Source organism: Aeromonas sp. 5HA1 (assembly GCF_029237245.1).
GTDB lineage: Bacteria > Pseudomonadota > Gammaproteobacteria > Enterobacterales > Aeromonadaceae > Aeromonas > Aeromonas salmonicida.
The window spans coordinates 18573-41992 of the sequence record NZ_JAACFW010000032.1 but is presented as its reverse complement, the minus strand read 5'-3'; the positions used below and the strand labels follow the sequence as shown (position 1 = coordinate 41992).

Annotated in this window: 24 protein-coding genes and 1 pseudogene; 7 read left to right on the top strand and 18 right to left on the bottom strand. The window is 60.2% G+C overall.

The window, feature by feature from the left end:
- Positions 1–167: 167 nt before the first annotated feature.
- From hutH to ftsY, 10 genes are all read right to left on the bottom strand, one after another.
- On the bottom strand, positions 168–1700 hold the full coding sequence (gene hutH / locus GWQ27_RS20780) for a histidine ammonia-lyase (protein ID WP_275908221.1): 1533 nt from the start codon (positions 1698–1700) through the stop codon (positions 168–170).
- Position 1701: 1 nt separating this feature from the next.
- The gene (hutU, locus tag GWQ27_RS20775; RefSeq protein ID WP_059168896.1) at positions 1702–3405 is read right to left on the bottom strand and encodes a urocanate hydratase; all 1704 of its coding nucleotides are present in this window, start codon (positions 3403–3405) and stop codon (positions 1702–1704) included.
- Positions 3406–3460: 55 nt separating this feature from the next.
- Positions 3461–4405, bottom strand: coding sequence for a formimidoylglutamase (gene hutG, locus GWQ27_RS20770; protein ID WP_275908220.1), 945 nt, complete (start codon positions 4403–4405; stop codon positions 3461–3463).
- Positions 4398–5633, bottom strand: coding sequence for an imidazolonepropionase (hutI, locus tag GWQ27_RS20765; RefSeq protein ID WP_275908219.1), 1236 nt, complete (start codon positions 5631–5633; stop codon positions 4398–4400). Before hutI ends, hutG begins: the two co-directional genes overlap by 8 nt.
- A 155-nt stretch (positions 5634–5788) precedes the next feature.
- Positions 5789–6493 carry a histidine utilization repressor gene (hutC, locus tag GWQ27_RS20760; RefSeq protein WP_058394753.1) on the bottom strand — a complete coding sequence of 235 codons (705 nt, stop codon included), beginning with the start codon at positions 6491–6493 and terminating at the stop codon, positions 5789–5791.
- Between the two features lie 11 nt (positions 6494–6504).
- Positions 6505–7164, bottom strand: coding sequence for a carbonate dehydratase (gene can / locus GWQ27_RS20755; protein ID WP_005316416.1), 660 nt, complete (start codon positions 7162–7164; stop codon positions 6505–6507).
- 125 nt (positions 7165–7289) lie between these two features.
- Entirely contained in the window at positions 7290–8144 is an 855-nt protein-coding gene (gene rpoH, locus GWQ27_RS20750) for an RNA polymerase sigma factor RpoH (RefSeq protein ID WP_011899178.1), read from the bottom strand.
- A 451-nt stretch (positions 8145–8595) separates the two neighbouring features.
- The gene (ftsX, locus tag GWQ27_RS20745) at positions 8596–9549 is read right to left on the bottom strand and encodes a permease-like cell division protein FtsX (protein ID WP_005316425.1); all 954 of its coding nucleotides are present in this window, start codon (positions 9547–9549) and stop codon (positions 8596–8598) included.
- Between the two features lie 97 nt (positions 9550–9646).
- A complete protein-coding gene (ftsE, locus tag GWQ27_RS20740; protein WP_005316428.1) occupies positions 9647–10315 on the bottom strand; it encodes a cell division ATP-binding protein FtsE in 669 nt (222 codons plus the stop codon).
- A 51-nt stretch (positions 10316–10366) separates the two neighbouring features.
- Positions 10367–12166 (bottom strand): signal recognition particle-docking protein FtsY, encoded by a 1800-nt coding sequence (gene ftsY, locus GWQ27_RS20735; RefSeq protein ID WP_275908218.1) that lies wholly within the window; start codon positions 12164–12166, stop codon positions 10367–10369.
- A 111-nt stretch (positions 12167–12277) separates the two neighbouring features.
- Between ftsY and rsmD the strand changes: the two genes are divergently transcribed.
- The 3 genes and pseudogenes from rsmD to GWQ27_RS20725 all read left to right on the top strand — a co-directional run bounded on the left by rsmD (position 12278) and on the right by GWQ27_RS20725 (position 13336).
- A complete protein-coding gene (gene rsmD, locus GWQ27_RS20730) occupies positions 12278–12907 on the top strand; it encodes a 16S rRNA (guanine(966)-N(2))-methyltransferase RsmD (RefSeq protein WP_059168900.1) in 630 nt (209 codons plus the stop codon).
- Positions 12908–12918: 11 nt separating this feature from the next.
- Positions 12919–13038, top strand: a pseudogene (locus tag GWQ27_RS22280) (16S rRNA (guanine(966)-N(2))-methyltransferase RsmD); the annotation flags it as partial.
- Positions 13022–13336 carry a DUF1145 domain-containing protein gene (locus GWQ27_RS20725; RefSeq protein ID WP_275908217.1) on the top strand — a complete coding sequence of 105 codons (315 nt, stop codon included), beginning with the start codon at positions 13022–13024 and terminating at the stop codon, positions 13334–13336. The pseudogene GWQ27_RS22280 and the gene GWQ27_RS20725, both read left to right, overlap by 17 nt.
- Positions 13337–13371: 35 nt before the next feature.
- Here GWQ27_RS20725 and GWQ27_RS20720 read toward each other — a convergent pair whose 3' ends face one another.
- Together GWQ27_RS20720 and fabR are read right to left on the bottom strand one after the other, a co-directional pair.
- Positions 13372–13737, bottom strand: coding sequence for a YijD family membrane protein (locus tag GWQ27_RS20720; RefSeq protein ID WP_111589339.1), 366 nt, complete (start codon positions 13735–13737; stop codon positions 13372–13374).
- A gap of 21 nt (positions 13738–13758) precedes the next feature.
- On the bottom strand, positions 13759–14379 hold the full coding sequence (gene fabR / locus GWQ27_RS20715; protein ID WP_005316443.1) for an HTH-type transcriptional repressor FabR: 621 nt from the start codon (positions 14377–14379) through the stop codon (positions 13759–13761).
- A 149-nt stretch (positions 14380–14528) separates the two neighbouring features.
- On the opposite strand from fabR, the gene GWQ27_RS20710 reads away from it, so the two are divergent.
- Positions 14529–15647: a fatty acid desaturase gene (locus GWQ27_RS20710; protein ID WP_021140173.1), complete on the top strand. Its 1119-nt coding sequence runs from the start codon at positions 14529–14531 to the stop codon at positions 15645–15647.
- Between the two features lie 468 nt (positions 15648–16115).
- On the opposite strand, the gene GWQ27_RS20705 is transcribed toward GWQ27_RS20710, so the two are convergent.
- Positions 16116–17369: a phospholipase D family protein gene (locus GWQ27_RS20705; RefSeq protein ID WP_265462753.1), complete on the bottom strand. Its 1254-nt coding sequence runs from the start codon at positions 17367–17369 to the stop codon at positions 16116–16118.
- 78 nt (positions 17370–17447) lie between these two features.
- Between GWQ27_RS20705 and GWQ27_RS20700 the strand changes: the two genes are divergently transcribed.
- The gene (locus GWQ27_RS20700; protein WP_005316451.1) at positions 17448–17594 is read left to right on the top strand and encodes a hypothetical protein; all 147 of its coding nucleotides are present in this window, start codon (positions 17448–17450) and stop codon (positions 17592–17594) included.
- A 24-nt stretch (positions 17595–17618) separates the two neighbouring features.
- Here the strand turns inward: GWQ27_RS20700 and GWQ27_RS20695 are convergent, their stop codons facing one another.
- The 3 genes from GWQ27_RS20695 to tatA all read right to left on the bottom strand — a co-directional run bounded on the left by GWQ27_RS20695 (position 17619) and on the right by tatA (position 19645).
- Entirely contained in the window at positions 17619–19040 is a 1422-nt protein-coding gene (locus GWQ27_RS20695) for a lytic transglycosylase F (RefSeq protein ID WP_275908216.1), read from the bottom strand.
- 126 nt (positions 19041–19166) lie between these two features.
- The gene (locus GWQ27_RS20690; RefSeq protein ID WP_265462756.1) at positions 19167–19469 is read right to left on the bottom strand and encodes a YfcZ/YiiS family protein; all 303 of its coding nucleotides are present in this window, start codon (positions 19467–19469) and stop codon (positions 19167–19169) included.
- Positions 19470–19483: 14 nt separating this feature from the next.
- Entirely contained in the window at positions 19484–19645 is a 162-nt protein-coding gene (gene tatA, locus GWQ27_RS20685) for a twin-arginine translocase TatA/TatE family subunit (RefSeq protein WP_005316461.1), read from the bottom strand.
- Between the two features lie 272 nt (positions 19646–19917).
- Here tatA and GWQ27_RS20680 point away from each other — a divergent pair, with 272 nt between their 5' ends.
- Positions 19918–20886 carry a LysR substrate-binding domain-containing protein gene (locus tag GWQ27_RS20680; protein WP_021140170.1) on the top strand — a complete coding sequence of 323 codons (969 nt, stop codon included), beginning with the start codon at positions 19918–19920 and terminating at the stop codon, positions 20884–20886.
- 76 nt (positions 20887–20962) lie between these two features.
- Here GWQ27_RS20680 and GWQ27_RS20675 read toward each other — a convergent pair whose 3' ends face one another.
- Positions 20963–21562, bottom strand: a complete 600-nt coding sequence (locus tag GWQ27_RS20675) for a YhgN family NAAT transporter (RefSeq protein WP_005316467.1) — start codon at positions 21560–21562, stop codon at positions 20963–20965.
- 110 nt (positions 21563–21672) lie between these two features.
- On the bottom strand, positions 21673–21918 hold the full coding sequence (locus GWQ27_RS20670; protein WP_005316470.1) for a YecH family metal-binding protein: 246 nt from the start codon (positions 21916–21918) through the stop codon (positions 21673–21675).
- Positions 21919–22126: 208 nt separating this feature from the next.
- On the opposite strand from GWQ27_RS20670, the gene GWQ27_RS20665 reads away from it, so the two are divergent.
- Complete coding sequence (locus GWQ27_RS20665; protein ID WP_017412345.1) at positions 22127–23410, top strand: dicarboxylate/amino acid:cation symporter; 1284 nt, start codon at positions 22127–22129, stop codon at positions 23408–23410.
- The last annotated feature ends 10 nt before the right edge of the window (positions 23411–23420 follow it).

Here is a 23420-nt window from a genome sequence, read left to right as displayed (position 1 = left end):
CATTGCTGGCGTGAAGGAAGTCGAGGGCCTGTTCGATACGCATAAAAAATCCGAAACCAAATCAACAGGTTTCGGATTTTTACACATCAGCAGGATCGGTCAATGGATCCTTAACTGATCGGCATTACGCCCGATGGGCGGTCTTTTGCTATGAGCCGAATGGGGGCTTAGAGGCTGGGCAGCACACCGACCGGGATCAGGTCGTTGTAACTCGCCCTGGCCAGCAGCGCAGCAGCCGCCTCTATGTCTGGCGAGAAGTACCTGTCCTTGTCGTAGAAGCTCACCTCTGCCCGCAGCCGACCCTTGGCCTGCTCCAGCAGCGCTGTGGTGCGCAGCGGAGCACGGAAATCCAGCCCCTGGGCAGCTGCCAGCAGCTCGACCGCCAGTATGCCACGGGTGTTCTCCGCCATGTCCGCCAGTCGGCGAGCGGCAAAGGTGGCCATGGAGACGTGATCTTCCTGGTTGGCGGAGGTGGGCAGGCTGTCCACCGAGGCCGGGTGAGCCAGGCTCTTGTTCTCGGAGGCGAGCGCCGCCGAGGTGACCTGGGCGATCATGAAGCCCGAGTTGACGCCGCCGTTGTTGACCAGGAAGGCGGGCAGGCCCGACATGCGGGAATCGATCAGCAGAGCCATGCGGCGCTCTGACAACGACCCGATTTCGGCGATGGCCAGGGCCAGGTTGTCGGCGGCGAAGGCCACGGGTTCTGCATGGAAGTTGCCACCGGAGAGGATCTCCTCATCCTCGGCGAACACCAGCGGGTTGTCGGAGACAGCGTTGGCCTCGCATACCAGCACCTCGGCGGCGTGGCGGATCTGGGCCAGACAGGCCCCCATCACCTGGGGCTGGCAGCGCAATGAGTAAGGATCCTGCACCTTCTCGCAGTTGTGATGGGACATGCCGATCTCGCTGCCATCCACCAGCAGGTGACGATAGCAAGCCGCGGCATCGATCTGGCCACGCTGACCGCGCACCTCATGGATGCGGGCATCGAACGGACGACGACTGCCCAGCGCCGCCTCCACACTCATGGCGCCTATGGTGATGGCGCCGGCGAACAGATCTTCGGCGTGGAACAGGCCTTCCAGCGCAAACGCCGTGCTGGCCTGGGTACCGTTGAGCAGCGCCAGTCCCTCCTTCGGCGCCAATGAAATAGGCTCGAGACCCGCGATCTTCAGCGCCGTGGCGGCGTCCATCAGCTCGCCTTTGTGGCGGGCCTTGCCCTCCCCGATCAGCAGGCAGATCATGTGGGCCAGCGGCGCCAGATCGCCGGAGGCACCGACGGATCCCTTCTTCGGCACCACCGGATAGACTTCGGCGTTGATGAGGGTCATCAGCGCCTCAAGCACAGTCAAGCGGATGCCGGAGAAGCCCCGCGCCAGCGAGTTGACCTTGAGCACCATCATCAGCCGCACAGTGGCGTCATCCATGTAGGTACCGATGCCGGCAGCGTGGGAGAGCACTATGGATCGTTGCAATTCGTCCAGCTGCTCCACCGGAATGCGGGTGTTGGCCAGCAGGCCAAAACCGGTGTTGATGCCATACACAACGCGATTCTGCTCGATCACCTTGGTGACCACGGCAGCGGAGGCGTGGATCCCCGGCAGCGCGGCCGGATCCAGACTGATATGAACCGGCTCGCGGCTGACGCGGCGCAGGGTATTGAGGCAGAGTTTGCCCGGTAACAGATTGAGTTCAAACATCTTATTTAACCCCTTTGGCCGTTGCAGTCAGCATCGGCAGATCCAGTTTCGCATCAACGGCACAATTGATGGCAATCTCGTAACCCGCATCCGCATGGCGCATCACGCCGGTGGCCGGATCGTTGCGCAGCACGCGGCCGACGCGCTTGGCGGCGTCATCGGTGCCGTCACAGACAATCACCACACCCGAGTGCTGGGAAAAACCCATGCCCACGCCGCCACCATGGTGCAGGGAGACCCAGGTCGCACCACCGGCGGTATTGAGCAGGGCGTTGAGCAGTGGCCAGTCGGAGACGGCATCCGAGCCATCCATCATGGATTCGGTCTCGCGGTTCGGGCTCGCCACCGAGCCGGAATCCAGGTGGTCGCGGCCAATCACGATCGGCGCCTTCAGCTCGCCATTTTTCACCATCTCGTTGAAAGCCAGACCGAGGCGTACCCGATCCTTGACCCCGACCCAGCAGATCCGCGCAGGCAAGCCCTGGAAGGCGATGCGCTCGCGGGCCATGTCGAGCCAGTTGTGCAGGTGGGGATCGTCCGGGATCAACTCTTTTACCTTCTGATCCGTCTTGTAGATATCTTCCGGATCGCCGGACAGCGCCACCCAGCGGAAGGGACCAATCCCCTCGCAGAACAGCGGGCGAATATAAGCAGGCACGAAGCCGGGGAAATCGAAGGCGTTTTTTACCCCTTCTTCCAGTGCCATCTGGCGGATGTTGTTGCCGTAATCGAGGGTCGCCGCGCCACGGGATTGCAGGGTCAGCATGGCTTCCACCTGACGGGCCATGGAGTGACGAGCCGCCTGGTTCACTTCCTGGGGCGCAGATTTTTGCAGCTCGCGCCACTGGGCGACGCTCCACCCCTGCGGCAAGTAGCCGTGGATGGGGTCGTGGGCCGAGGTCTGGTCGGTCACCACGTCCGGGGTGATGCCACGGGCCACCAGCTCGGCAAAGACATCGGCGGCGTTGCCGAGCAGGCCGATGGAAACGGCGGTGCCGCTCTGTTTGGCTTCCTCGACCATGGCCAGCGCCTCATCCAGGCTGTGGGCCTTCTTGTCGACGTAGCGGGTCTTGAGGCGAAAATCGATGCGGGTCTCGTCGCACTCGACGGCAATCATGGAGAAGCCGGCCATGGTGGCGGCTAGCGGCTGTGCGCCACCCATGCCACCCAGACCGCCGGTCAGGATCCAGCGCCCTTTGGGCTCGCCGTTGAAGTGCTGATTGGCCACCGCGAAGAAGGTTTCGTAGGTACCCTGCACGATTCCCTGAGTGCCTATGTAGATCCAGGATCCGGCCGTCATCTGGCCGTACATCATGAGACCTTTCTTATCCAGCTCGTTGAAGTGTTCCCAGTTGGCCCAGTGCGGCACCAGGTTGGAGTTGGCGATCAGCACCCGAGGCGCATCCTTGTGGGTCTGGAACACCCCGACCGGCTTGCCCGATTGCACCAGCAGGGTCTCGTCTTCCTCTAGCCGGGTCAGCACCTCGACAATCTTGTCGTAGCAGGCCCAGTTGCGGGCGGCGCGGCCGATACCGCCATAGACCACCAGGGATTGTGGATGCTCGGCCACTTCCGGATCCAGGTTGTTCATCAGCATCCGCAGCGGCGCCTCGGTGAGCCAGCTCTTGGCGGTCAGCGTGGTACCACGGGAGGCACGGATGACACGGCTCGGATCCTGACGGGGATCCAGGTGTTGCTCAGACATACACACTCCTTGTTTTATCAATGCAGCAGCATTGCGACCTGCCCTCGGCAGAGCGCTACTTGGTTAACTGATGGACCAGCCGGGCGGCCACGCGGGCGCTGCGGTTATCCTGATCCAGGTTCGGGTTGTATTCGGCCAGGTCGGCGAGCCGCAGCTTGCCGCTGGCCCGGATATGGGCGATCAGGAGTTCGATGACGGCCAGCTCGACGCCGCGGGCGGCGGGGGCACTCACCCCCGGCATGACGGCGCCGGGCAAGACGTCAAGATCGATAGTCAGATAGAGGTGGTCACACTGGGCGATAAAGCTATCCAGCCCGCTTAGCAAGGCGGGCAGGCTACGCTCGCTCATGGCCTCATCTTTCACATACCAGACCCCCAAGGCGTCGGCCCTTGCAAAGAGCGCCTGCGTATTGGCGGTCTCGGCCACCCCGAGGCAGGCGTAAGTAAAGGGCGTCCCCTGGGCGGCGCACTGCTCGGCTATCTGGAAGAAGGGGGTGCCCGAGCTTGCCTGCTCCTGCTTCATGCGCAGGTCGAAGTGGGCATCGAAATTGATGATGCCGACCCGGCCCTGACCGGCCAGATGACGGTTGAGGCCGCTCCAGCTGCCGAACGCCATCTCGTGACCGCCTCCCAGCACCAGCGGGTAGTGTCCCTCATCCAGCAGGCTCGCCACCCGCTCGGCCAAGCGGGCATGAGCGGCATCGAGATCGCCGTCGTCACAGGTCAAATCCCCGCTGTCATAGACGGGACGGGTCAGATGCCAGGCACTGTTGGCCAGCAGCTTGCGGATCGCCAGCGGTGCGCCAGCGGCCCCCACACGCCCCTTGTTGCGGCGCACCCCCTCGTCGCAGGCAAAGCCCACCAGAGCGACGCCGGGTTCGGCAGTACCGCTCAGCGACCAGGCCTGCACCTTGTCGTGCCAGCGCAGGGCGAGCTCACCATCTTCCGGATCCTGGCGCCCTTGCCAGACCGACATATGGGACAGGCTGAACTTATCCATGCAGCGTCTCCTCCCCGTTGACGACCCGGCTCACCAGCTGATCGACCCCGATGAGGTAGCTCAGCTCGGCTGGGTGCGCGCAGTTCCAGACCAGGAAATCCGCCAGCATGCCCACTCTCAACTGCCCCAAACGCTCCTGCTCGCCAAGTGCGCGGGCGGCGTTGCGGGTCACCCCGACCATGGCCTCGACCGGGGTCAGACCGAACAGGGTACAGGCCATGTTCATGGCCATGCGCAGCGACACAATTGGGGCCGTGCCAGGGTTGATGTCGGAGGAAACGGCCATGGGCACATGGGCCTTGCGCAGGGCGGCGATGGGGGGCAGCTTGGTCTCTTTCAGGAAATAGAACGCGGTGGGTAGCAGGGTGGCGACCACGCCGCGGTGCGCCAGCGCCTGGATCCCTTCCTGATCCAGATGCTCCAGATGATCCACCGAGAGGGCACCAAAGTTGGCGGCCAGCGCACTGCCTCCCAGGTTGGAGAGCTGCTCCATGTGGCCCTTCACCGGCAGACCGTATTGATCCGCGGCCAGATAGACCTGCTCGGTCTGGGCCAGCGAGAAGCCGATGTGCTCGCAGAAGACATCCACCGCATCCGCCAGACCCGCCTCGGCAGCCGCCGGGATTATCTCCTGGCAGATGGTCTCGACCCAGGAGTCGGGATCATCGCGATATTCTGGCGGCACCGCATGGGCGGCCAGCAGGGTGGTCTTGACCCGAATGGGCAGCGCCTCCCCCAGTCTGCGGGCGACCCGCAGCATCTTGAGCTCATCTTCCAGGGTGAGGCCGTAGCCGGATTTGATCTCCACCGTGGTGACCCCTTCCCGGATCAGCGACTTGATCCTGGCCGCCGCCAGCGTGAACAACTGCTCCTCGCTGGCCGCACGGGTCGCACGCACAGTGCTGATGATGCCGCCACCCTTGCGGGCGATTTCGGCATAAGGCACCCCCTGCTGGCGTAGCTCGAACTCTTCGGCCCGGCTGCCGGCAAAGATGAGGTGGGTGTGGCAATCGATGAGACCCGGGGTTGCCAGCTTGCCCTTCATGTCCTGCCAGTGGGCAGGATAAGGGCCCTTGAGATCCTGCATGGGCACCAGGGCGTGGATCCTGCCTTCATGAACGCCGAGGGCGTGGGGTTCCAGCAGACCGTAGTCAGCCAGATCGGGGCGCAGGGTGGCGGGTGTCACGTTGAGCCAGACCCGCTCGCAGTTCAACAGTTCCTTGTTCATACCGACCTCTAAATGTATATACATTATCTTATATCCGATCTCTGTCAGGAAAGAAAGGATCAAGTTCACATCTTGATAACAGCGCTTTCATTGGAGTTTAAGCACAAAAAAGCCCACCATGAGGTGGGCTCTGTTAAAACAATATGTATATACAATTAACTGAGGCTGGTCTTGGAACTCAGCTTGTAGCGGGAACCTGGCGAGAGCAGACGGGCATAGGAGACCAGATACCCTTCCGACCAGGTACGGCGGTGCAGCAACAGGCAGGGGGTATCGACCCGCACCTGCAGCAGACCGGCTTCACCGGCACTCGGCAACACGGCCTCTACCACATGCTCCATCTCGGAGAGAGGACAGACGTCCATCAGGTAGCGATTCGGGGTCTGTTGAGTGAAATCCTGCTCGCCATAACCGGGCAGACGCTCGGCATCGACGAAGCGTTCCTCCAGTTGCAGCGGCTCCCCATCGGCCTGATGGACGATGAGGCTGTGGAAGATGGCAGCACCGACTCTCAGCCCGAGCTGGACCGCCACCTTCTCGTCGGCGGCCTGGCGTTGCAACCGGATCACCCGGGCGCTGTACTGGCTGCCCCGCTCGGCGATCTCGTCAGCTATGTTGCGAATGGCCAGCAGGGGCGACTCGGTACGCCTGTCCGCCACGAAGCTGCCGGAACCGGCGGTGCGCACCAGCCAGCCCTCGGCCACCAATTCGCGCAGTGCCTTGTTGACCGTCATGCGGCTCACGGCAAACTGCTCGCACAGGGCGGCTTCGGTCGGGATCCTGTCTCCCGCCTGATAGTGGCGTTCACGGATCCCGTCCAGGATGTGCTGCTTGATCTGAAGATAGAGGGCTGGCGCCAACGGCAGGCTCCTCAGCGACGGCGGTGGGGCGGACGCATGTCCGGCCAGGCGCGGTAAACATCGGGGATCTGATCCGGGCCGCTGACGCAGAGATCCAGATCGTGCAGCAGACCGTCCTTGATGCCATAGATCCAACCGTGCACCGCCAGCTCCTGCCCTTTGCGCCAGGCGTTCTGGATGATGGTGGTGTGGCAGACGTTGGCTACCTGCTCGGCCACGTTCAACTCGCACAGGTAATCGAAACGCTCATGCTCATCTTCGATGGCATCCAGCTGTTCACGATACTTGAAGTAGACATCCTTGATGTTGCGCAGCCAGTTGTCGATGAGCCCCAGCTCCTGGTTCTGCATCGCCGCCTTGACACCACCGCAGCCATAGTGACCACAGATGATGATGTGCTTCACCTTGAGCACCTCGACCGCGTATTGCAGCACCGAGAGGCAGTTGAAATCGGTGTGCACCACCAGATTGGCGACATTGCGGTGGACGAACACATCCCCCGGCAGCAAGCCCATCAGCTGGTTGGCGGGAACCCGGCTGTCGGAGCAACCGATCCAGAGGTATTCGGGGGCCTGCTGGGCGGAGAGGGTAGCGAAGAAATTCGGGTCCTCGGCCTTGATCCGTTCCGCCCACTCGCGGTTGTTGGTAAACAGGTCGTTCAACAGTTTCACTATCTGCTCTCCCTACTGTGGCAGTGGCGGCAACATAACATAGACAAGGGTAACCAAAGCAAGGCCGACCAGATACTCGCGAAACAAAAACAGGGCCATCAGGCCCTGTTTTTGTTTGGGAGGCATCAGGCCTCCATGGCGTCTTTCAGCTTCTTGAGTGCGTTCTTCTCAAGCTGACGCACCCGCTCGGCGGAGACACCATAGGTGTCGGCCAGCTCCTGCAGCGTGGTCTTGCTGTCATCATCGAGCCAGCGGGCACGGATGATGTGCTGACTGCGCTCATCCAGAGTGGCAAGGGCCGAGCTCAGGCGACGGGTCGCATGATCATCCCAGTTGTCGTTCTCGATGGTGGCTGCCAGATCGGAGGATTTGTCTTCCAGATAATGGACAGGGGCAAAGCCGCCTTCGTCTTCATCATCACCGACCAGATCGAACGCCTGATCGTAGTTGCTCATGCGCGCTTCCATCTCGGTCACGTCGGTCGGGGAGACCCCCAACTCGGCGGCGACGGCCTGCACTTCGTCATGGCTGAACCAGCCCAGACGCTTCTTGGATTTGCGCAGGTTGAAGAACAGTTTGCGCTGGGCCTTGGTGGTGGCCACTTTTACCATGCGCCAGTTGCGCAGGACATACTCGTGGATCTCGGCCTTGATCCAGTGCACGGCGAAGGAGACCAGTCGCACTCCGACGGTCGGGTCAAAGCGCTTGACCGCCTTCATCAGGCCGATGTTGCCTTCCTGAACCAGGTCAGCCTGGGGCAGACCGTATCCGGCATAACTCTTGGCGACGTGAACGACAAAACGCAGGTGCGACATGACCAGCTGACGGGCAGCCTCGAGATCGCCACCCTGCTGCAAACGCTCAGCCAGCTCACGCTCTTCCTCTGCGGTCAGCACAGGAATCGAATTTACTGCCTGGATATAGCCTTCCAGACTACCTTGCGGAATCAGAGCCATAGTGCGTTGCAATGAAGTTCCCATTTTTTACCTCTTTCTTTTCAATCGAACCAGTCTAACACCCTGAGAGGGTCTGTCTACTGACCGGATATCATTCTGCGGCCCACATCAAACACTGTGCCCAGTTTGAACTCGGGCTATCTTAGGCCGGCAGGATGAATCATGAATGAACAGTCAAAAAAAGGGGGTCACAATCAAGGACCCCCGAAAAGTAGCATGCTAAGTCCATTGTTGCGGAGCTCGCAACCTTCACATGCTTGCCAAGTCAGACGAGCAAGGCAGAGGGGCCACACCCGTATAAGTTCTTCAGCACTTGTAGACTGCTTATAAATCAGAAGGTTCACCGGATCCAGATCAGATCCTGAAGATAGCTGTTAATCAGATTACTCCGAGAACAGTGGCCGAGCCAGAAACGGCAATTCTTTTACTTGATCCAGCTCTCAAAATCCAGCGCTTTGAAACGCTGATAAATTAATCAGGATGGTTCTATGTCACGAATGTGGCGATGTACCGAGAACCAGGAAGCGATCAGCCCCAGCAAGGCACCCAGCAAGACCAGATTGATCCCGTCTATCGCCCCCATGCCCACCAGCCGGAAATTGCTGTTGTAGAGCCCGGCCAGCTCCTTCACCACCCCCTCGCTCCAGATCACCATCACTTCGGTCAACCACCAGGCCAGCATGCCGCCGATGACCCCGAACCAGATACCGGTATAAAGGAAGGGACGATGGATGAAGGCGTCAGTCGCCCCCACCAGCTTGAGCACTTCGATCTCGGAGCGCTGGTTGAGGATGTTCAGGCGCAGGGTATTGCCGACGATCAGCAGCACAGCCGAGAGCAACAGCACGGCGATGCCTGTGATGGTATGGCGCAGCAGGTTCATGATCCCCTGCAACCGGGTCAGCCACTGCAGATCCAGCTTGCCCTGCTCAACCCCGTCTTCGTTGTTAAGCTTGCCGAGCAGCTCGGCGGCCCCTTCCGGATTCTGCCAGCGGGGATCCGGAATGACGCTCAGCACGGGCGGCAAGGGGTTGCTGTCCAGATAGTCGAGGGCATCGCCGAAGCCGGAGATCTCGCGAAACTCTTTCAGCGCCTCCTCCCGGCTCATGTAGGTGACGGATTCCACCTCGGGATAGAGCAGGATCCGCTGCTTCATGTCGAGAATGCTCTGCTCTGGCAGATCCTTGCGCAGATAAAGAGAAATCTGGGAGCTGGTCTGCCAGCTGCCTTCCACCACTTCGGCGTTTTTCAGCAAGACGTGGAAACAGGAGGGCAATGCCAGACTGACGCCTAGCACCGCCAGGGTCATCAGGGAGGCGAGCGGATTGCGCCACAACTCTCCCAGGCTGGCAAACGCCTGACGGACGTGATCAACCCCGTACATCATCAGACGGCGCAGCGGTGGTTGTTTATGGCGAACGATAGCCATCAGAACTCTCCCCCGTGTCGAATATCGGCGACGTGATCCATCCACATGACCATCATCAGACGGCGCAGCGGCGGTTGTTTATGACGAACGATAGCCATCAGAGCTCCTCCCCCGCCGAATACATGCGGCCCGCCTTGAGGGTCAGGGTACGGTAGCGCATGCGAGCAATCAGCCCCAGATCATGGGTCGCAATCAGTACCGAGACCCCAAAGCGGTTGAACTCCTCGAACAACCGCATGATATCCATGGAGAGCTGGGGATCCAGGTTGCCGGTCGGCTCATCCGCCAGCAGCAACGGCGGCTTGTTGACGATGGCACGGGCGATGCCAACCCGCTGCTGCTCACCACCGGAGAGCATGCGCGGCTGATAGCGCTCCTTGCCGAGCAAGCCCACCTTGTCCAGCGCCGCCGCAACCCGCTTGTTGATGTCTGCATGGCTGTAGCCATCGATCACCAGCGGCAGGGCCACGTTGTCAAACACGGTTCTGTCCATCAGCAGACGGTGATCCTGGAAGATCATGCCGATCTGGCGACGCACATAGGGGATATCCCCCCGCTTGATATGGCTGACATCGTCGCCGTGAAAGAAGACACGGCCATCGGTCGGTCGCTCCATCACGCCAATAAGCTTCAAGAGGGTACTCTTGCCAGCCCCCGAGTGCCCGGTCAGGAAGGCCATCTCCCCCTTGTGCAGGTGAAAGCTGACCTTCTGCAACGCCTGATGGCCGCCGCTGTATACCTTGCTGACCTTATCAAAACGAATCATAACGGATCCCTGACATTGACATGCCCCGACCTGAGTCGGGACATGTGGCGCTTACTCCTCGCGACTGAAGAGTGCCTCGATAAAGTCGTTGGCGACGAAGGGGCGCAGATCGTCGATCCCCTCGCCCACCCCGATATAACGGATCGGGATCTGGAACTTGTCGGCCACCGCGAAAATGACGCCGCCCTTGGCGGTGCCATCCAGCTTGGTGAGGACGATACCGTCCAGACCCACGGCTTCGCTGAACAGCTTGGCCTGGCTCAGGGCGTTCTGACCTGTGCCTGCATCCAGCGTCAGCAGGACCTCGTGAGGTGCTTCTTCATCGAGCTTCTTCATCACCCGCACCACTTTCTTGAGCTCTTCCATCAGATTGCTCTTGTTCTGCAGGCGACCGGCAGTATCGGCGATCAGCACGTCGGCACCGCGGGAACGGGCCGCCTCGATGGAGTCATAGATGACGGAGGCAGAATCGGCACCGGTATGCTGGGCGATCACGGGTATGTTGTTGCGCTGACCCCATACCTGCAGCTGCTCGACGGCAGCGGCACGGAAGGTATCGCCGGCGGCCAGCATGACGCTCTTGCCTTCGGCCTGGAACTGCTTGGCCAGCTTGCCGATGGTGGTGGTCTTGCCGACACCGTTCACCCCGACCATCAGGATCACATAGGGCTTCTTGCTGGTGTCGATCACCAGCGGCTGCTCGACCTGGGCCAGCATGGCGCCCATGTCCTGCTTGAGCAGGCCGTAGAGTGCCTCGGCATCCTTGAGTTGCTTGCGATCCGCATGCTGCACCAGGCCATCTATGATGCGACGGGTGGTATCGACCCCCAGATCGGCGGTCAGCAGCTGGGTTTCCAGCTCCTCAAACAGATCGTCATCGATCTTCTTGCCACTGAACAGACCGAAGAAACCGGAACCGATATTCTCTTTGGTACGCACCAGACTGCGCTTGAGACGGGCAAAGAAACCCTCCCGCTGCGGCTTGTCCTGAGTGTCATCATCCACCTTGGCAGCCAGCGGCAAGGCAGCCAGTGCGGCGGCTTCAGCCTCCATCTCGGCAACCAGGCGAAGATCTTCCGCTCTCTGGGCATCTTTGGCGATACGAGCCTCTTCGGCGGCCTGGGCTTCGGCGGCAATACGAGCCGCTTCTGCGGCCTGCGCTTCGGCAGCAACACGAACCGCTTCTGCGGCCTGGGCTTCGGCAGCAAGACGAGCCGCTTCTGCGGCCTGGGCTTCGGCGGCAACACGAGCCGCTTCTGCGGCTTGCGCCTCGGCGGCAATACGAGCCGCTTCTGCGGCTTGCGCTTCGGCAGCAACACGGGCCGCTTCTGCGGCCTGCGCTTCGGCGGCAACACGGGCCACTTCTGCAACCTGCGCTTCGGCGGCAATACGAGCCGCTTCTGCGGCTTGCGCTTCGGCAGCAACACGGGCCGCTTCTGCGGCTTGCGCTTCGGCAGTAACACGGGCCGCTTCTGCAGCTTGCGCTTCGGCGGCAACACGAGCGGTCTCGACAGACTGTGCCTCAACGCGCGCTTGCTCGATCAGCAATTCGTTGACGATGACGGGTTCCAGTTCAGAAGCACACTCCTCCACGACCAGTGGAGCCACGTCCAGCTCAGTGGGAGGGCAATCGTCATCATGAAGTGGAACGCCAGCATGCAGGGCATCATTTTGTGCGCTGGCCGGCAATTCATGCACCACGACCGGCGTAGTATCAGAAACGGGAGCGGGGGAAGCAGTGACCTCAGGCTCAGCGGTAACAGGGGTGGCTTGGGGTGTCTGTGGTTGGACAGCCTCAGCCTCTTCTTTCTTGCGGCCGAAACCCAGCCAGGAAAACAAACCTTTTGCCATCTAAAAAATACTCACTTCGTTGGCTGACTGCTAAGATAGCCGTCCCTCGGCGGGTCGGCATAAAAATGAACCGCCTTATACTACCACTTTATTTTCTGACGACGAAACGCGATGCCCAGAGTGAAACCCAGCCGTAACATCCCGAACAAGAGCCCGGCCCCGCAGGGGAAATCGGGCTTTGTAAGAATCATCAGCGGCCAGTGGAAGGGCCGCAAATTGCCGGTCAAGGATGTAGAAGGGCTCAGACCCACCACGGATCGCGTCAAGGAGACCATCTTCAACTGGCTGGCTCCCCATGTGCGTGGCGTTCGCTGTCTCGATCTGTTTGCCGGCAGCGGCGGCCTGGGGCTGGAGGCGCTGTCGCGCTATGCCGAGCAGGTCACTCTGGTCGAGATGGACAAAGGTGCCGCCGACCAGATCAGAAAGAACCTGACCGCCCTTGGCAGCAGCAAGGGCCTGGTGATCCAGTCCGATGCCGTCAGTTGGCTGCAAGGCCCGGCCACCCCGTTCGACCTGGTGTTTCTGGATCCGCCGTTTCGGCGCGAGCTGCTGCCCCGGGTGTGCGATCTGCTGGAACAGCACGGCTGGCTGGCACCGGATGCTCTGATCTATCTGGAGCGGGAGAAAGAGATGGCCGACCTGGCGTTGCCCGCCAGCTGGCAACTGCTCAAGGACAAGCAGGCCGGTCAAGTCTGCTATCAACTCTATCTGCGGGACACCAAGAATGACGCTGCGGTTTAAATTCCGTGTAGGAAGGGGAACGAGCGTTGGCCCCTCCCCGTCAATTTGGGCAACGACTCAAAGACAAGCAGGCCGGTCAGGTCTGCTATCAACTCGATCTGCGGGAGGTGAGCAATGAAACGGGTGTTTAATCTGTTGGCGATGGGGCTGACCCTGTTCTTCTGGTTCGGCGTGCTGGTCAGTCTGGTGGCTCCGCTACCCGGCAAGCTGAATGATCTTTTGCCGATCTGCGGCCTGCTCATCGCCCTGGTCCACCTGGTGCAGGCCAGCATGGTCAAGTCTGCCTGCAAACCCTACTTCGTGGTCACCCGGCTCGAAGTCATACTGATACTGGTGTTCGGCGTCTTCGGCATGGCTGATATCCGCGCCCGACTCAAAGCCATCATAGAAGCCAAACAGCATGGCACCGATATCAACAGCGCCGGCTGATGCCGGCGCTGTCATGGTTCAGGGAGGAGTGCTGGTCACTCCTTCTCTTTTTTCCCCACACTGATACCCAGCTTGATCGACAACACGGCGAGCAGCAACAGCATCATGATGAGCGAGAAGAAATTGCTGCCAAGCTCGGGATACTGCACCTTGACCAGCGCCGCATGCCCGAACCCGCCGATGAAGAAGCAGAGCAGCATGCAAACCGGGGTATTGCCCTCCAGCGAGACATGGCGGTAGTGCTGATAGAGCTGATAAGCCGCCAGCACCAGGGCAATCATGGGAAAGAAGGAGAAGGGCACCGCAGGCTCGGTCAGGGCCGACAGGGAGGCATCGCCACAGATACCAACGAGCAGGGCCAGCAGCAGGGGTTTCTTCGGGATCAGATTCTGGTCATGCATGGAGCTGTCCATCCTGTTGACTTAAGAGAGAGGTTCGCGGCGCTTCTGATTCTGAACTTCGGCGCCCATGGCGATCATGCGTAGCTGGCGTATGGTGCGATCTGACAGGGCCCGACACTCCTCGCTGGTCATGTCGAGCGCATCGGCACCGGCGCTGAAGACGATGGTCACCATGGCCTCGGCCTGGATGTAGGCCTCCTCCCGCGGAGCTCCAGAAGTCGCTTCAAGGTAGTCGGTCAGCTCGGCGATGAAGTGCTGGATCTCCCGCGCCACCGCCTGACGAAATGCAGCCGAGGTACCGGAACGCTCGCGCAGCAGCAGCCGGAAGATATTCGGGTTGTTCTCGACAAATTCCATGAAAGTCTGCACCGAGGTGCTGATGACACTGCCACCACCCGCGATGCGCTGGCGAGCCTGACGCATCAACTGGCGCAGGGTCAGGCCCCCTTCATCCACCAGCGTCAGGCCCAGCTCCTCCATGTCGCGAAAATGGCGATAGAAGGAGGTCGGTGCTATGCCGGCCTCCCGAGCCACTTCCCGCAAACTGAGGTTGGAAAAACTGCGATTGGCGCACAGTTGGCTGAACGCCGCATCGATCAGAGTACGCCGGGTTTTTTCTTTTTGTTGCGCGCGAATACCCACGAAAACAGTCACCTTCAGGTTATCGAGGCCAAATGATAACCCGAAGGCCGAGCCAGGATCAGGTTTGTCTCCTACTTTTTTACCATTGACCCGAATTCTTGCTACATGGAGAATGGCGCACAGCTGTTCGCTGAAAGGAACCGAGTGAGATGGAACGCCCACCTATCATCATGACCAACACCCTGCTGTTTGCCCTCTCCGGGCTGACCGCACTGATCGCCGTGCCCTGGTACGGTATGACCCATGGCTATGACCTCTGGCAGTGGAGCTGCTTCCTGCTGCTGTTCTGTTACAGCGGCATCTCCATCACAGCCGGTTATCACCGCCTCTGGTCGCACAAGGCCTACAAGGCTCACCGGATCCTGCAGTGGATCTTCGCCATCGGCGGCGCCCTCGCCCTGCAGAACTCGGCCCTGCACTGGTCTTCCGATCATCGCCGTCATCATCGCCATGTGGATGACAACCTGAAGGATCCCTACAGCGCGGGTCGCGGCTTCTGGTATTCCCACATTGGCTGGATGCTGCGCGAGTACCAACGCGAGATCTATAACGATTACAGCAACGTGCGGGATCTGCAGAACAACCCCATCGTTGCCTTCCAACACAAGCACTATCTGGCGCTGACCCTGGCCACCAATCTGGGCATTCCGCTGCTGCTGGGGCTTGTCCACGGCGATCTGCTCGGCATGCTGCTGCTGGCAGGGGTGCTGCGCATGGTGATGACCCACCACACCACCTTCTTCATCAACTCCCTGGCCCACATCTGGGGCAGTCAGCCATTTACTGACCGCAACACGGCACGGGACAACGGCATCCTGGCTTTCTTCACCTTCGGCGAGGGTTATCACAACTTCCACCACCTGTTCGAAAACGACTACCGCAACGGCATCCGCTGGTGGCAGTTCGATCCCACCAAGTGGCTGATCCGCAGCGCCTCCTGGTGCGGGCTGGCCCGGGATCTGAGGTCCTGCCCGGAAGAGCGGATCGAACAGGCAAGACTTGAGATGCAACTCAAGCGCGCCCAGGCCAAATTGCGCAAACGCGAAGACAGGGAGCTGTGGCAGGCATTGTTGCAGGAGGAGTACGACAAACTGAGCCAGCAGTTGCAGCTCTACTATGCCAGCCGCAAATCCCTGCTGGAACAGCGCAAACGCAAGGCGCTGGCCCGCTACGACAAGCTGAAACTGCAACTGGAGTATCGCAACCTGCACGACGGCTTCGTTGCCAGCAAGCGCAACTGGAGCCGGTTGCTGGCGGGCATCGCCTGAGTTACAGGCCCCGCCACAGCACACAGAGACCGCCAACCGGCGGTCTTTTTATGGGCACAAACTTGGGGTCTGGCCATAAAAAACGGGGTGACATTTCCATGTCACCCCCTCGCAAATAGCATGTTCCATATTGGAGTCCGGTCCTGCCGGGTTCTGCCCTGTTTCTCGAGTTTCCGCTACCCATCCGAATCAGGTGCCTGCTGGAGCAATTCAACTGGCGGTTCCCTTCACGACCTTTTTCCACACGACGGACGAGCCGCCGTGTTTGTCCTTGCGATTGAAATATTACGCACTTAAATAAAATAAAAAACCGTTTTATTCAGTCTGCCATGCAAGCGACAGTGTGCTACCAGGATTCCTACACAAGAACAATCTGATTAAAAACAATACGATAAGATAGAATATCGCCTTTGGATGGCAAACGTTATCCTCTAAGGCGCACAAGGCTTTACGAGATCTCGCACACGCTCACAACCAGCGCTGCAAGGGCAACCAGTCACTCATCTTCGCCAACAGCCGGCGCAGGGTTGAGTGAGGCGCAGCCACTGAATGAGCAGACAGCTGCTGCCAGTGCGTCAGCCACTGCTGCAGCTCGGCGCAGAGCGCTGGGCACTCGAGATGCAGCATCAATTCGGTGTTGAGCATCAGGGATCGAGGGTCCAGATTGAAGCTGCCAAGCAGCGCCTCCCCGTCCCCGATCAGGATCAGCTTGGCATGCAGGCTGAGGGTATCCCCCTCCAGCTCGGACAGCGCTATCCCCTGCCGGATCATCCAGGGACGATGACGTCGGTAAGCACCATACACCAGGGGTACATCCGTACTGGCCAGGGAGTTGGTGAGGATCTCGATATTCACCCCAGCCTGGCGCTGCTGCCTGAGCCGACGGCGCAACCCACGGGTCAGGATCAGGTAAGGACTCACCAACTTCAGGGAGCCCGCGTTGTCAGCCAGCTTGCGCCAAAGCAGGGGCGCCGTGGTCGGTCGCGACACCAGCCCCTTGCCGGGTCGGTCGAACCACACCTCGGCCCGCCCCTGATGCCAGGTCAGGGAGATGGGCTCGGCTTCGAACAGACTGGCAGGCAGGTCGTAGACCGCAGCTACGTGCGGATCTGTCATTGTGAGCAGGAAGTCGTTCACCACTGTCACCTCGGCCCGCTGCAGGGGACGGCGCAACAGACGGCGGATCGGGTGACTCCAGCGACTGCGCCAGAATTGGTCGAAGCCCTGTTCTGCCTGCTGGCAGACAGGGCCGCGGCAGGCGAGGTCCAGATCGACGAATCGGGGCGTACCGCCCAGCCCGAAATAGCGGTCACCTATGTTGCGGCCACCGATCACTGCCTGGCGGCCATCCACCAGCAGCAACTTGTTGTGCATGCGGTGATTGATGCGGCGAAAGCTGAGCAGCCCCTCCAGCAGCAGGGTCAGCGGGCGCCAGCCCCGCAACCAGAACGGATTGAACAGCCGCACTTCTATGCCGGGCTGACGCGCGACTATCTCCAGAAAACGGTTTTCACCGGCATAAAGGTCGTCAATGAGCAGCTGTACCCGCACCCCGCGCCGGGCTGCGTGCAGCAACTCGGACAGCAACAGCTTGCCGCTGCTGTCCTCTTCCCAGCTGTAGTACTGGGCCTGGATCCGGCTGCGGGCGTTACGGATCAGCTGGCAACGCACCTTGAGTGCCAGTTCGGGCTGGTCGATCAGTGCAAACTCACCCGGGATCATGGCGTCATCTGCTTGTCATGGAGGAATGGCATAACGCTGGCTACAGGCCTCGTTGGAATGTGGATAAAGGAATTTACCATGGAACTCAGTGATCGCCCCGCCATCAGCTATCGACCGCAAGCCAGCCAGCCGGATCCCTCCCCGACCGGCCAGCTGACCCCCTGGTATCTGCAACACAGGGATCAGGGCTGGGAACCCTTTTCTTCTCCCGAGCAGCCCCACTGAAGATCCCCCTGATCGGTGGGGTGATCAGGGCCGGGCCGCCTCTATGGCGGCCGCCTTGCCCTCCAACTGTGGCAGGCTGAAGCGATAGGCCACATAGTACTTGTAGATGGTACTGACGTAGTTGATGGGGCCCTGCCCCACCTCGTTGGCCACCAGCTGCTCCACGTTGCCAAACCAGACGTTGGGATCCAGCCCGGCGGCTTGCGCCCTGGCCCTGAGTGCCTGTACCCGGTTCGGTCCGGCATTATAGGCAGCCAGTGCAAACAGGTGGCGATTGAGCTGATCCAGCGCAGGATCGTTGAAATAGGTGTCCAGGATCAACCGCAGATAGCGGCAAGCCGCCTCCACATTGCCCTCCAGACTGGCTAACCTGGCGCCACGTATGCCCACCTCGCTGCCGGTACTCGGCAACAGCTGCATGATCCCCACGGCCCCACGTACCGAGCGCGCGCCGGTATTGAGCCCAGACTCCTTGTAGGCCAGTGCCGCCAGCATCAGCCAGTCCAGTTGATACTTGTCGGCATACAGCTCAAGCACCTTGCGGATGGTCGAGAGCCGCCCCATGGGATCGGGCGCCAGAATATTGCTCATCTGGTCGCTGCGCACCAGCAACTGGCGCAATGTCATGTCGTTGTAGAGGGAGTGCTTGCCCGTATCGGCCAGGTAACCGTTGACCGCCTTGAGCAGCTCGGGGCTGTTTTTACGCAGGGCCCAGGCACTGCGGCCATTATCCCGCAGCGGGATCAGCTTGTGGGCCCTGAGGCCGCTGATCATCCCAAGCCAGATGCGCCCCTTGAAGCTGTCGGTCACTGTGAGGGGGATGATGCCTGCCGCCACCATCTCCAGCAGATCCACATCCTGCAGGTATTCGGGGACAGTTTCGATATAGATGGGGGGAAGCCCTAGCTCTCGAAACAACCAGTTGAGCTGGCGCAGACTCTCGTAATAACTGGAGCTGGCCCGCACCCAGACGCGCCGGCCGGAAAGCTGGGTGATACGGTTGAATGTCGGCAGAGCGTGCTGACTCACGATCCACTCTTCGATGGGGGTGATCACCGGATTGGAGAAGGCCACCTGCTCGCGCCGGGTCGGGGTCACCGTCATGTTGGCCGCCACCAGATCGCCACGCCCCTCGGTGAGGTAGTCCAGCAGCTTGTCCTGGCGTACCGGTATGTAGATGATCTTGAGCTTGATCTGCTCCCTGGCGAGGTAGGTCTGGTTCAGCCAGCGCTCGAAACCCTGCAGCTGATTGACCAGAATGCCGTGCTGGGCGCCTTTATCGAGAAAAAAGAAACCCCGCTCATAGACCACCAGGGCCCTGAGTTCTTTCTTTTGTAGTATATGTTCGAGATCCCCGGGTTGAGGCAAGCGCTGTGGCTTGAGGTCCGCCGCCAGCAGAGGAAGACACCAGAGAGCCAGCAGGCCCCAGATCCATCGCTGCATCATGATGTAATCGCCTTCTGTTGGCCGACACCCGCCGGGCAAACCGTCTGTGGGATAACTAACTATAGAACGCAGACCCACAGCAGAAGGGTCAACACGGCAGGCGAACCCGCCGTGTCATTACCGGGCTCAGATAGAGCGGGCACGCAGCTCGAAAATCAGCTTTTCGGCGGTGCAGGTGAATTGCAGCCGGGCCTTCAGGATCACGCCGCTGGCCCCCTGGCCCAGCTCGCTGCTGATCATGGCTTCGGCGGTCACCTGCTTGGCCAGCGCCTCATAGGCCGCCAGCTTGGCGCGGGCATCGGCTTCTGTTGCAGCTTCGATCACCAGCTCCATCAGATCGTCACCTTCACCAATGATGGTGCCGATCTCGGCAAAACAGCCGCAGCTGTCGCAGGTTTCGTTCAATTCAACTTTCTCGTCTACAGACATACTTCCACTCCTACTTATTTCGGATGATTGGCATCGTCACGCAAGGCGTTACGAAAATCCCTGATGGCGGTGCCCAGATCCTCACCGGCGCCGGCCAGGCGTTTGCTGCCAAACACCACGACCACCACCACGAGCAGGATCAACAAATGCCAGATATGAATTCCACCGAGTCCCATCGGGATACTCCTGACTGATAGATACGCTTTGTTTGTATCAAAAGAAGGCGCAAGGATTGTTGGGCAAAATCAAGACAGGTGCAAGTTTGCAAATAAATCACCAAAAAAATACGGCGACCCAGGGTCGCCGTATGAATTGATGCTACTTGTCCCCTCAACCGCTACATCCTGTACCAGCCGCCATGAAGGCGAGAGACGAACCGAGCATAGGGTCGCCAAGATATGAAAACAAATGGTATAAATTCATCTAAGAATTGAAAGGGATTCATATCATGTTGTTGGAACAGCTGGGGCGTATCGACCTCAATCTATTGATTATCCTGCAAGTTTTACTGGAAGAGCGGAATGGTAGCCGGGCAGCCCGTCGCCTGCATCTGAGCCAGTCTGCCGTCAGCAAGGCCCTGGGGCGCCTGCGGGAGACCTTCGATGATCCCCTGTTCGTGCGCTCCGCCTACGGGCTGGAACCCACGGCCCGCGCTCTGGTGCTGCAACAGCAACTGCAACCCATACTGCTGTCCCTGGACAACCTGATCCAGCCACCGGATTTCGATCCGGCCAGCACAGAGCGGGAGTTTGTGATCGCCAGCATGGACAGCGCCTTCACCCTGTTTGCCCCGCTCTATTTGAGCGAGCTGAAACGGCAGGCACCGGGCATACGGCTGCGCTACGAGGAGTGGACCGAGAACAGCCTGACCGAGATGAGCCAGGGTCAGGTGGATATTGCCTTCACGGTGCGGGAGAACTGCATCAGCTCGGACTTTCGGCTCGATACCCTGCCCAACGCCATCTGCCAGCGGCTGCTCGCCATCGATGATCTCACCTGTCTGGTGCAGCACGATCACCCTGCCCTACACGAACCCGAATGGGACCTCGCCCGCTACCTGGCCTATCCCCATGTGCAGACCTATTGCGAGGGACGGGATCGCTGGATGCTGGATCACAAGCTGGCGGGGATGGATCTCTACCGCCGGATTGAGGCAACCGTGCCCTCGTTCGAGGCCGCGCTGCGAATGGGCATGCACTCGGACATGATAGTGACCCTCTCCAGACTCTATGCACGCCACGCCACCCAGGTCTATCCGCTGGTGCCGCTGCCGCTGCCCATTGCACTCGACAGCATCTCCCACCTGCTCATCTGGCATCAGCGCCACGAAGAGGACCCGGGCCACCGCTGGCTGCGGGAAACCCTTCTGGCACTGATCATGAGCAAGCTGGAAACCTCCTCAGCCGAACAGACCTGACAGCAGCCTCAGCATGTCACAGACAAAAACGGGTCTCTGAGCAGCCCCGTTTCATTCACCCCAGCCTGCTGGTGTCTCAGCCCTGACCCGTCACCGCCAGATAGTGGTGGACACCGTCCAGCAGCATCTGCACCGCAATCATCACCAGCAGCATGCCCATCAGCCGTTCCACGGCTGTGAGTCCTCGCTCACCCAGCAGCTTGTTGAATACCTCGTAGAACATCAGGATCACGGCGCTGGCCCCCCAGGCCATCAACAGGGCCAGCGACCAATCCGTCATCCGGGTCGGCTCCTGGTTTGCCAGCAGCAACAGGGATGCAAGAATCGAAGGACCGGCAATCATGGGGATGGCCATGGGCACCAGGAAGGGCTCCTCGCCCGCCGCCAGCCCGGTCACCCCACCCTCGCTCGGGAAGATCATCTTGATGGCGATGAGAAATAATATGATGCCGCCTGCGATACTCACCGCTTCCTGGCGCAAATTGAGGAAATTGAGGATCTGCTGACCGGCAAACAGGAAGGCCATCATGATGGCCAGCGAAAACAACAGCTCCCGCATCATCACCTTGCGCCGTCGCTTGGGATCGATATGACGCAGGATCGACAGGAAGACCGGCAGGTTACCCAGCGGATCCATGATCAGGAACAACATGACGGCAGCGGAGAAAGTGTCCATACGATTCCTGGGCAATGCCCGGGCCAAGCCTTCGGCAGAGAAAAACAGGAGGAAATACTAACAAAGGGACAAAGATTCGGCGAGCACCAAGGACGTGCCCGCCGTGAAGGTCAACCGTGGTTGCAGATCTTGTCGGCGTGGGTCTGGAAACCCTGCGCTGATTCGATGAACTTGCCGCGCTGTGCCAGGAAGGCGATCAGCGCCTCGGCATCCATCTCGCTCGCGCTGCAGGTATGAAAACGGGCATCGGCACCGAAGTGCTCATCGATCGCCTGTTTGAGGCTGGCACGGGTAAATTGCCCCCCTTGTGCCAGCATCATCTCCATCACCTCGTGACCGTGTACCGATTGAGTCATAGCAAACCTCATTAATAAACATATTTAATGCCTATTAAATCCTGCGCCGAAGGGAGTGAACTTGATATAGGCCAATAAATTGCCGTTTTCCCTCATAGCAAGCTGGTCGTGAGTACCGCTTTGTCGATAATGTGGCAACCTGACAAGGGGATGGCTACACTAACGCCCCTTTTTGCCATCGCAGACAGAATATAAGGACATTGGCGTCATGCTGTTCCATGGATTGGCTTTCAAACCCTGGCGGATCTGGACCCGCCGTCCCCTCTGGTTGAAGACCCTGATCGGCATGTTGACGGGGATCGGGCTGGGACTCGGCTTCAGTGAACAGGCGTTGCAGCTCAAGCCCCTTGGCGTCCTGTTCGTCAACACCATACAGATGCTGATGGTGCCGCTCATCTTCTGTTCTGTCATCGCCGGCCTGACCTCACTGCTCAAGGGCAAGAGCCTGGATCGGATTGGCAGCAAGGCCATAGGCCTCTATCTCTTTTCCACCGCCATCGCCATCTGCATCGGTCTGATGATGGGCTGGCTGCTGGAACCCGGCATGGGCGCCAACATGGGGCCCTATGAGCGGGTCGGCATGGCGGAACAGCCAACCCTGGCCAGCGTGCTGAGCCATCTGGTTCCACGCAACCCTGTGCAGGCCATGGTGGATGGCAAGATACTGCAGGTGATCGTTTTTGCGGTCGCCCTCGCCCTCGCCCTCAACGCCACAGGCCGACGCGGTCGCCCCGCCATCCTCTTCTTTACCTCGCTGGCGGAGGGAATGTTCAAGCTGACCCAGATGGTCATGGCGCTGGCGCCCTACGGCGTCTGCGCCCTGATGGCCTGGATGACGGGCAAATACGGGGTGAGTCTGCTATTGCCGCTGCTCAAGGTGATCGGCGCCGTCTATCTCGGCTGCCTGCTCCATGTGCTTGGCGTCTATAGCAGCCTGCTCATCCTGCTGGCGCGGCTCAACCCGCTGCACTACTTCAAGAGCATCGTCGATGCCCAGGCCGTGGCCTTCACCAGCAGCTCCAGCAGCAGCACACTGCCCATCAGTCTGGCCTGCGCCGAGAAGCGCCTCGGGGTCTCACCCGCCATCACCGCCAAGGTGCTGCCCATCGGCGCCACCATCAATATGGACGGCACCGCCCTCTACCAGGGAGTCACAGCCCTGTTCGTGGCCCAGGCATTTGGCGTGGATCTGCACATGGTGGATTACCTGACCATCATCAGCATCGCCACCCTGGCCAGTATCGGTACCGCAGGCACACCGGGCACAGGGCTCATGTTGCTGACCCTGACGCTCACTGCGGTAGGGTTGCCGCTGGAAGGGGTAGCCCTCATCGCCGGGATCGACAGGATCCTCGACATGGCGCGTACCACGGTCAACGTGTCCGGCGATATTCTGGTATCCGTGCTGATTGCTCGCAGCGAGAAGGAGCTGGATCTGGCGACCTATCACGACGCCAGCGCAGGAGATGATATCGACTTCACCCTGCGCTGAGGCAGGGTGA

Excerpts from the sequence above, each read along its gene's own strand:
- GWQ27_RS20670 (WP_005316470.1), bottom strand. The coding sequence starts at position 21,918 with ATGACTCAATCGGTACACGGTCACGAGGTGATGGAGATGATGCTGGCA.
- ftsE (WP_005316428.1), bottom strand. The coding sequence starts at position 10,315 with ATGATTCGTTTTGATAAGGTCAGCAAGGTATACAGCGGCGGCCATCAG.
- ftsX (WP_005316425.1), bottom strand. The coding sequence starts at position 9,549 with ATGGCTATCGTTCGCCATAAACAACCACCGCTGCGCCGTCTGATGATG.
- tatA (WP_005316461.1), bottom strand. The coding sequence starts at position 19,645 with ATGGGACTCGGTGGAATTCATATCTGGCATTTGTTGATCCTGCTCGTG.
- rsmD (WP_059168900.1), top strand. The coding sequence starts at position 12,278 with ATGCCCAGAGTGAAACCCAGCCGTAACATCCCGAACAAGAGCCCGGCC.
- GWQ27_RS20720 (WP_111589339.1), bottom strand. The coding sequence starts at position 13,737 with ATGCATGACCAGAATCTGATCCCGAAGAAACCCCTGCTGCTGGCCCTG.
- hutH (WP_275908221.1), bottom strand. The coding sequence starts at position 1,700 with ATGTTTGAACTCAATCTGTTACCGGGCAAACTCTGCCTCAATACCCTG.
- ftsY (WP_275908218.1), bottom strand. The coding sequence starts at position 12,166 with ATGGCAAAAGGTTTGTTTTCCTGGCTGGGTTTCGGCCGCAAGAAAGAA.
- GWQ27_RS20675 (WP_005316467.1), bottom strand. The coding sequence starts at position 21,562 with ATGGACACTTTCTCCGCTGCCGTCATGTTGTTCCTGATCATGGATCCG.
- GWQ27_RS20725 (WP_275908217.1), top strand. The coding sequence starts at position 13,022 with ATGAAACGGGTGTTTAATCTGTTGGCGATGGGGCTGACCCTGTTCTTC.
- GWQ27_RS20710 (WP_021140173.1), top strand. The coding sequence starts at position 14,529 with ATGGAACGCCCACCTATCATCATGACCAACACCCTGCTGTTTGCCCTC.
- GWQ27_RS20665 (WP_017412345.1), top strand. The coding sequence starts at position 22,127 with ATGCTGTTCCATGGATTGGCTTTCAAACCCTGGCGGATCTGGACCCGC.
- GWQ27_RS20700 (WP_005316451.1), top strand. The coding sequence starts at position 17,448 with ATGGAACTCAGTGATCGCCCCGCCATCAGCTATCGACCGCAAGCCAGC.
- hutU (WP_059168896.1), bottom strand. The coding sequence starts at position 3,405 with ATGTCTGAGCAACACCTGGATCCCCGTCAGGATCCGAGCCGTGTCATC.
- GWQ27_RS20680 (WP_021140170.1), top strand. The coding sequence starts at position 19,918 with ATGTTGTTGGAACAGCTGGGGCGTATCGACCTCAATCTATTGATTATC.
- GWQ27_RS20695 (WP_275908216.1), bottom strand. The coding sequence starts at position 19,040 with ATGATGCAGCGATGGATCTGGGGCCTGCTGGCTCTCTGGTGTCTTCCT.
- rpoH (WP_011899178.1), bottom strand. The coding sequence starts at position 8,144 with ATGGGAACTTCATTGCAACGCACTATGGCTCTGATTCCGCAAGGTAGT.
- hutG (WP_275908220.1), bottom strand. The coding sequence starts at position 4,405 with ATGGATAAGTTCAGCCTGTCCCATATGTCGGTCTGGCAAGGGCGCCAG.
- GWQ27_RS20705 (WP_265462753.1), bottom strand. The coding sequence starts at position 17,369 with ATGATCCCGGGTGAGTTTGCACTGATCGACCAGCCCGAACTGGCACTC.
- hutI (WP_275908219.1), bottom strand. The coding sequence starts at position 5,633 with ATGAACAAGGAACTGTTGAACTGCGAGCGGGTCTGGCTCAACGTGACA.
- GWQ27_RS20690 (WP_265462756.1), bottom strand. The coding sequence starts at position 19,469 with ATGTCTGTAGACGAGAAAGTTGAATTGAACGAAACCTGCGACAGCTGC.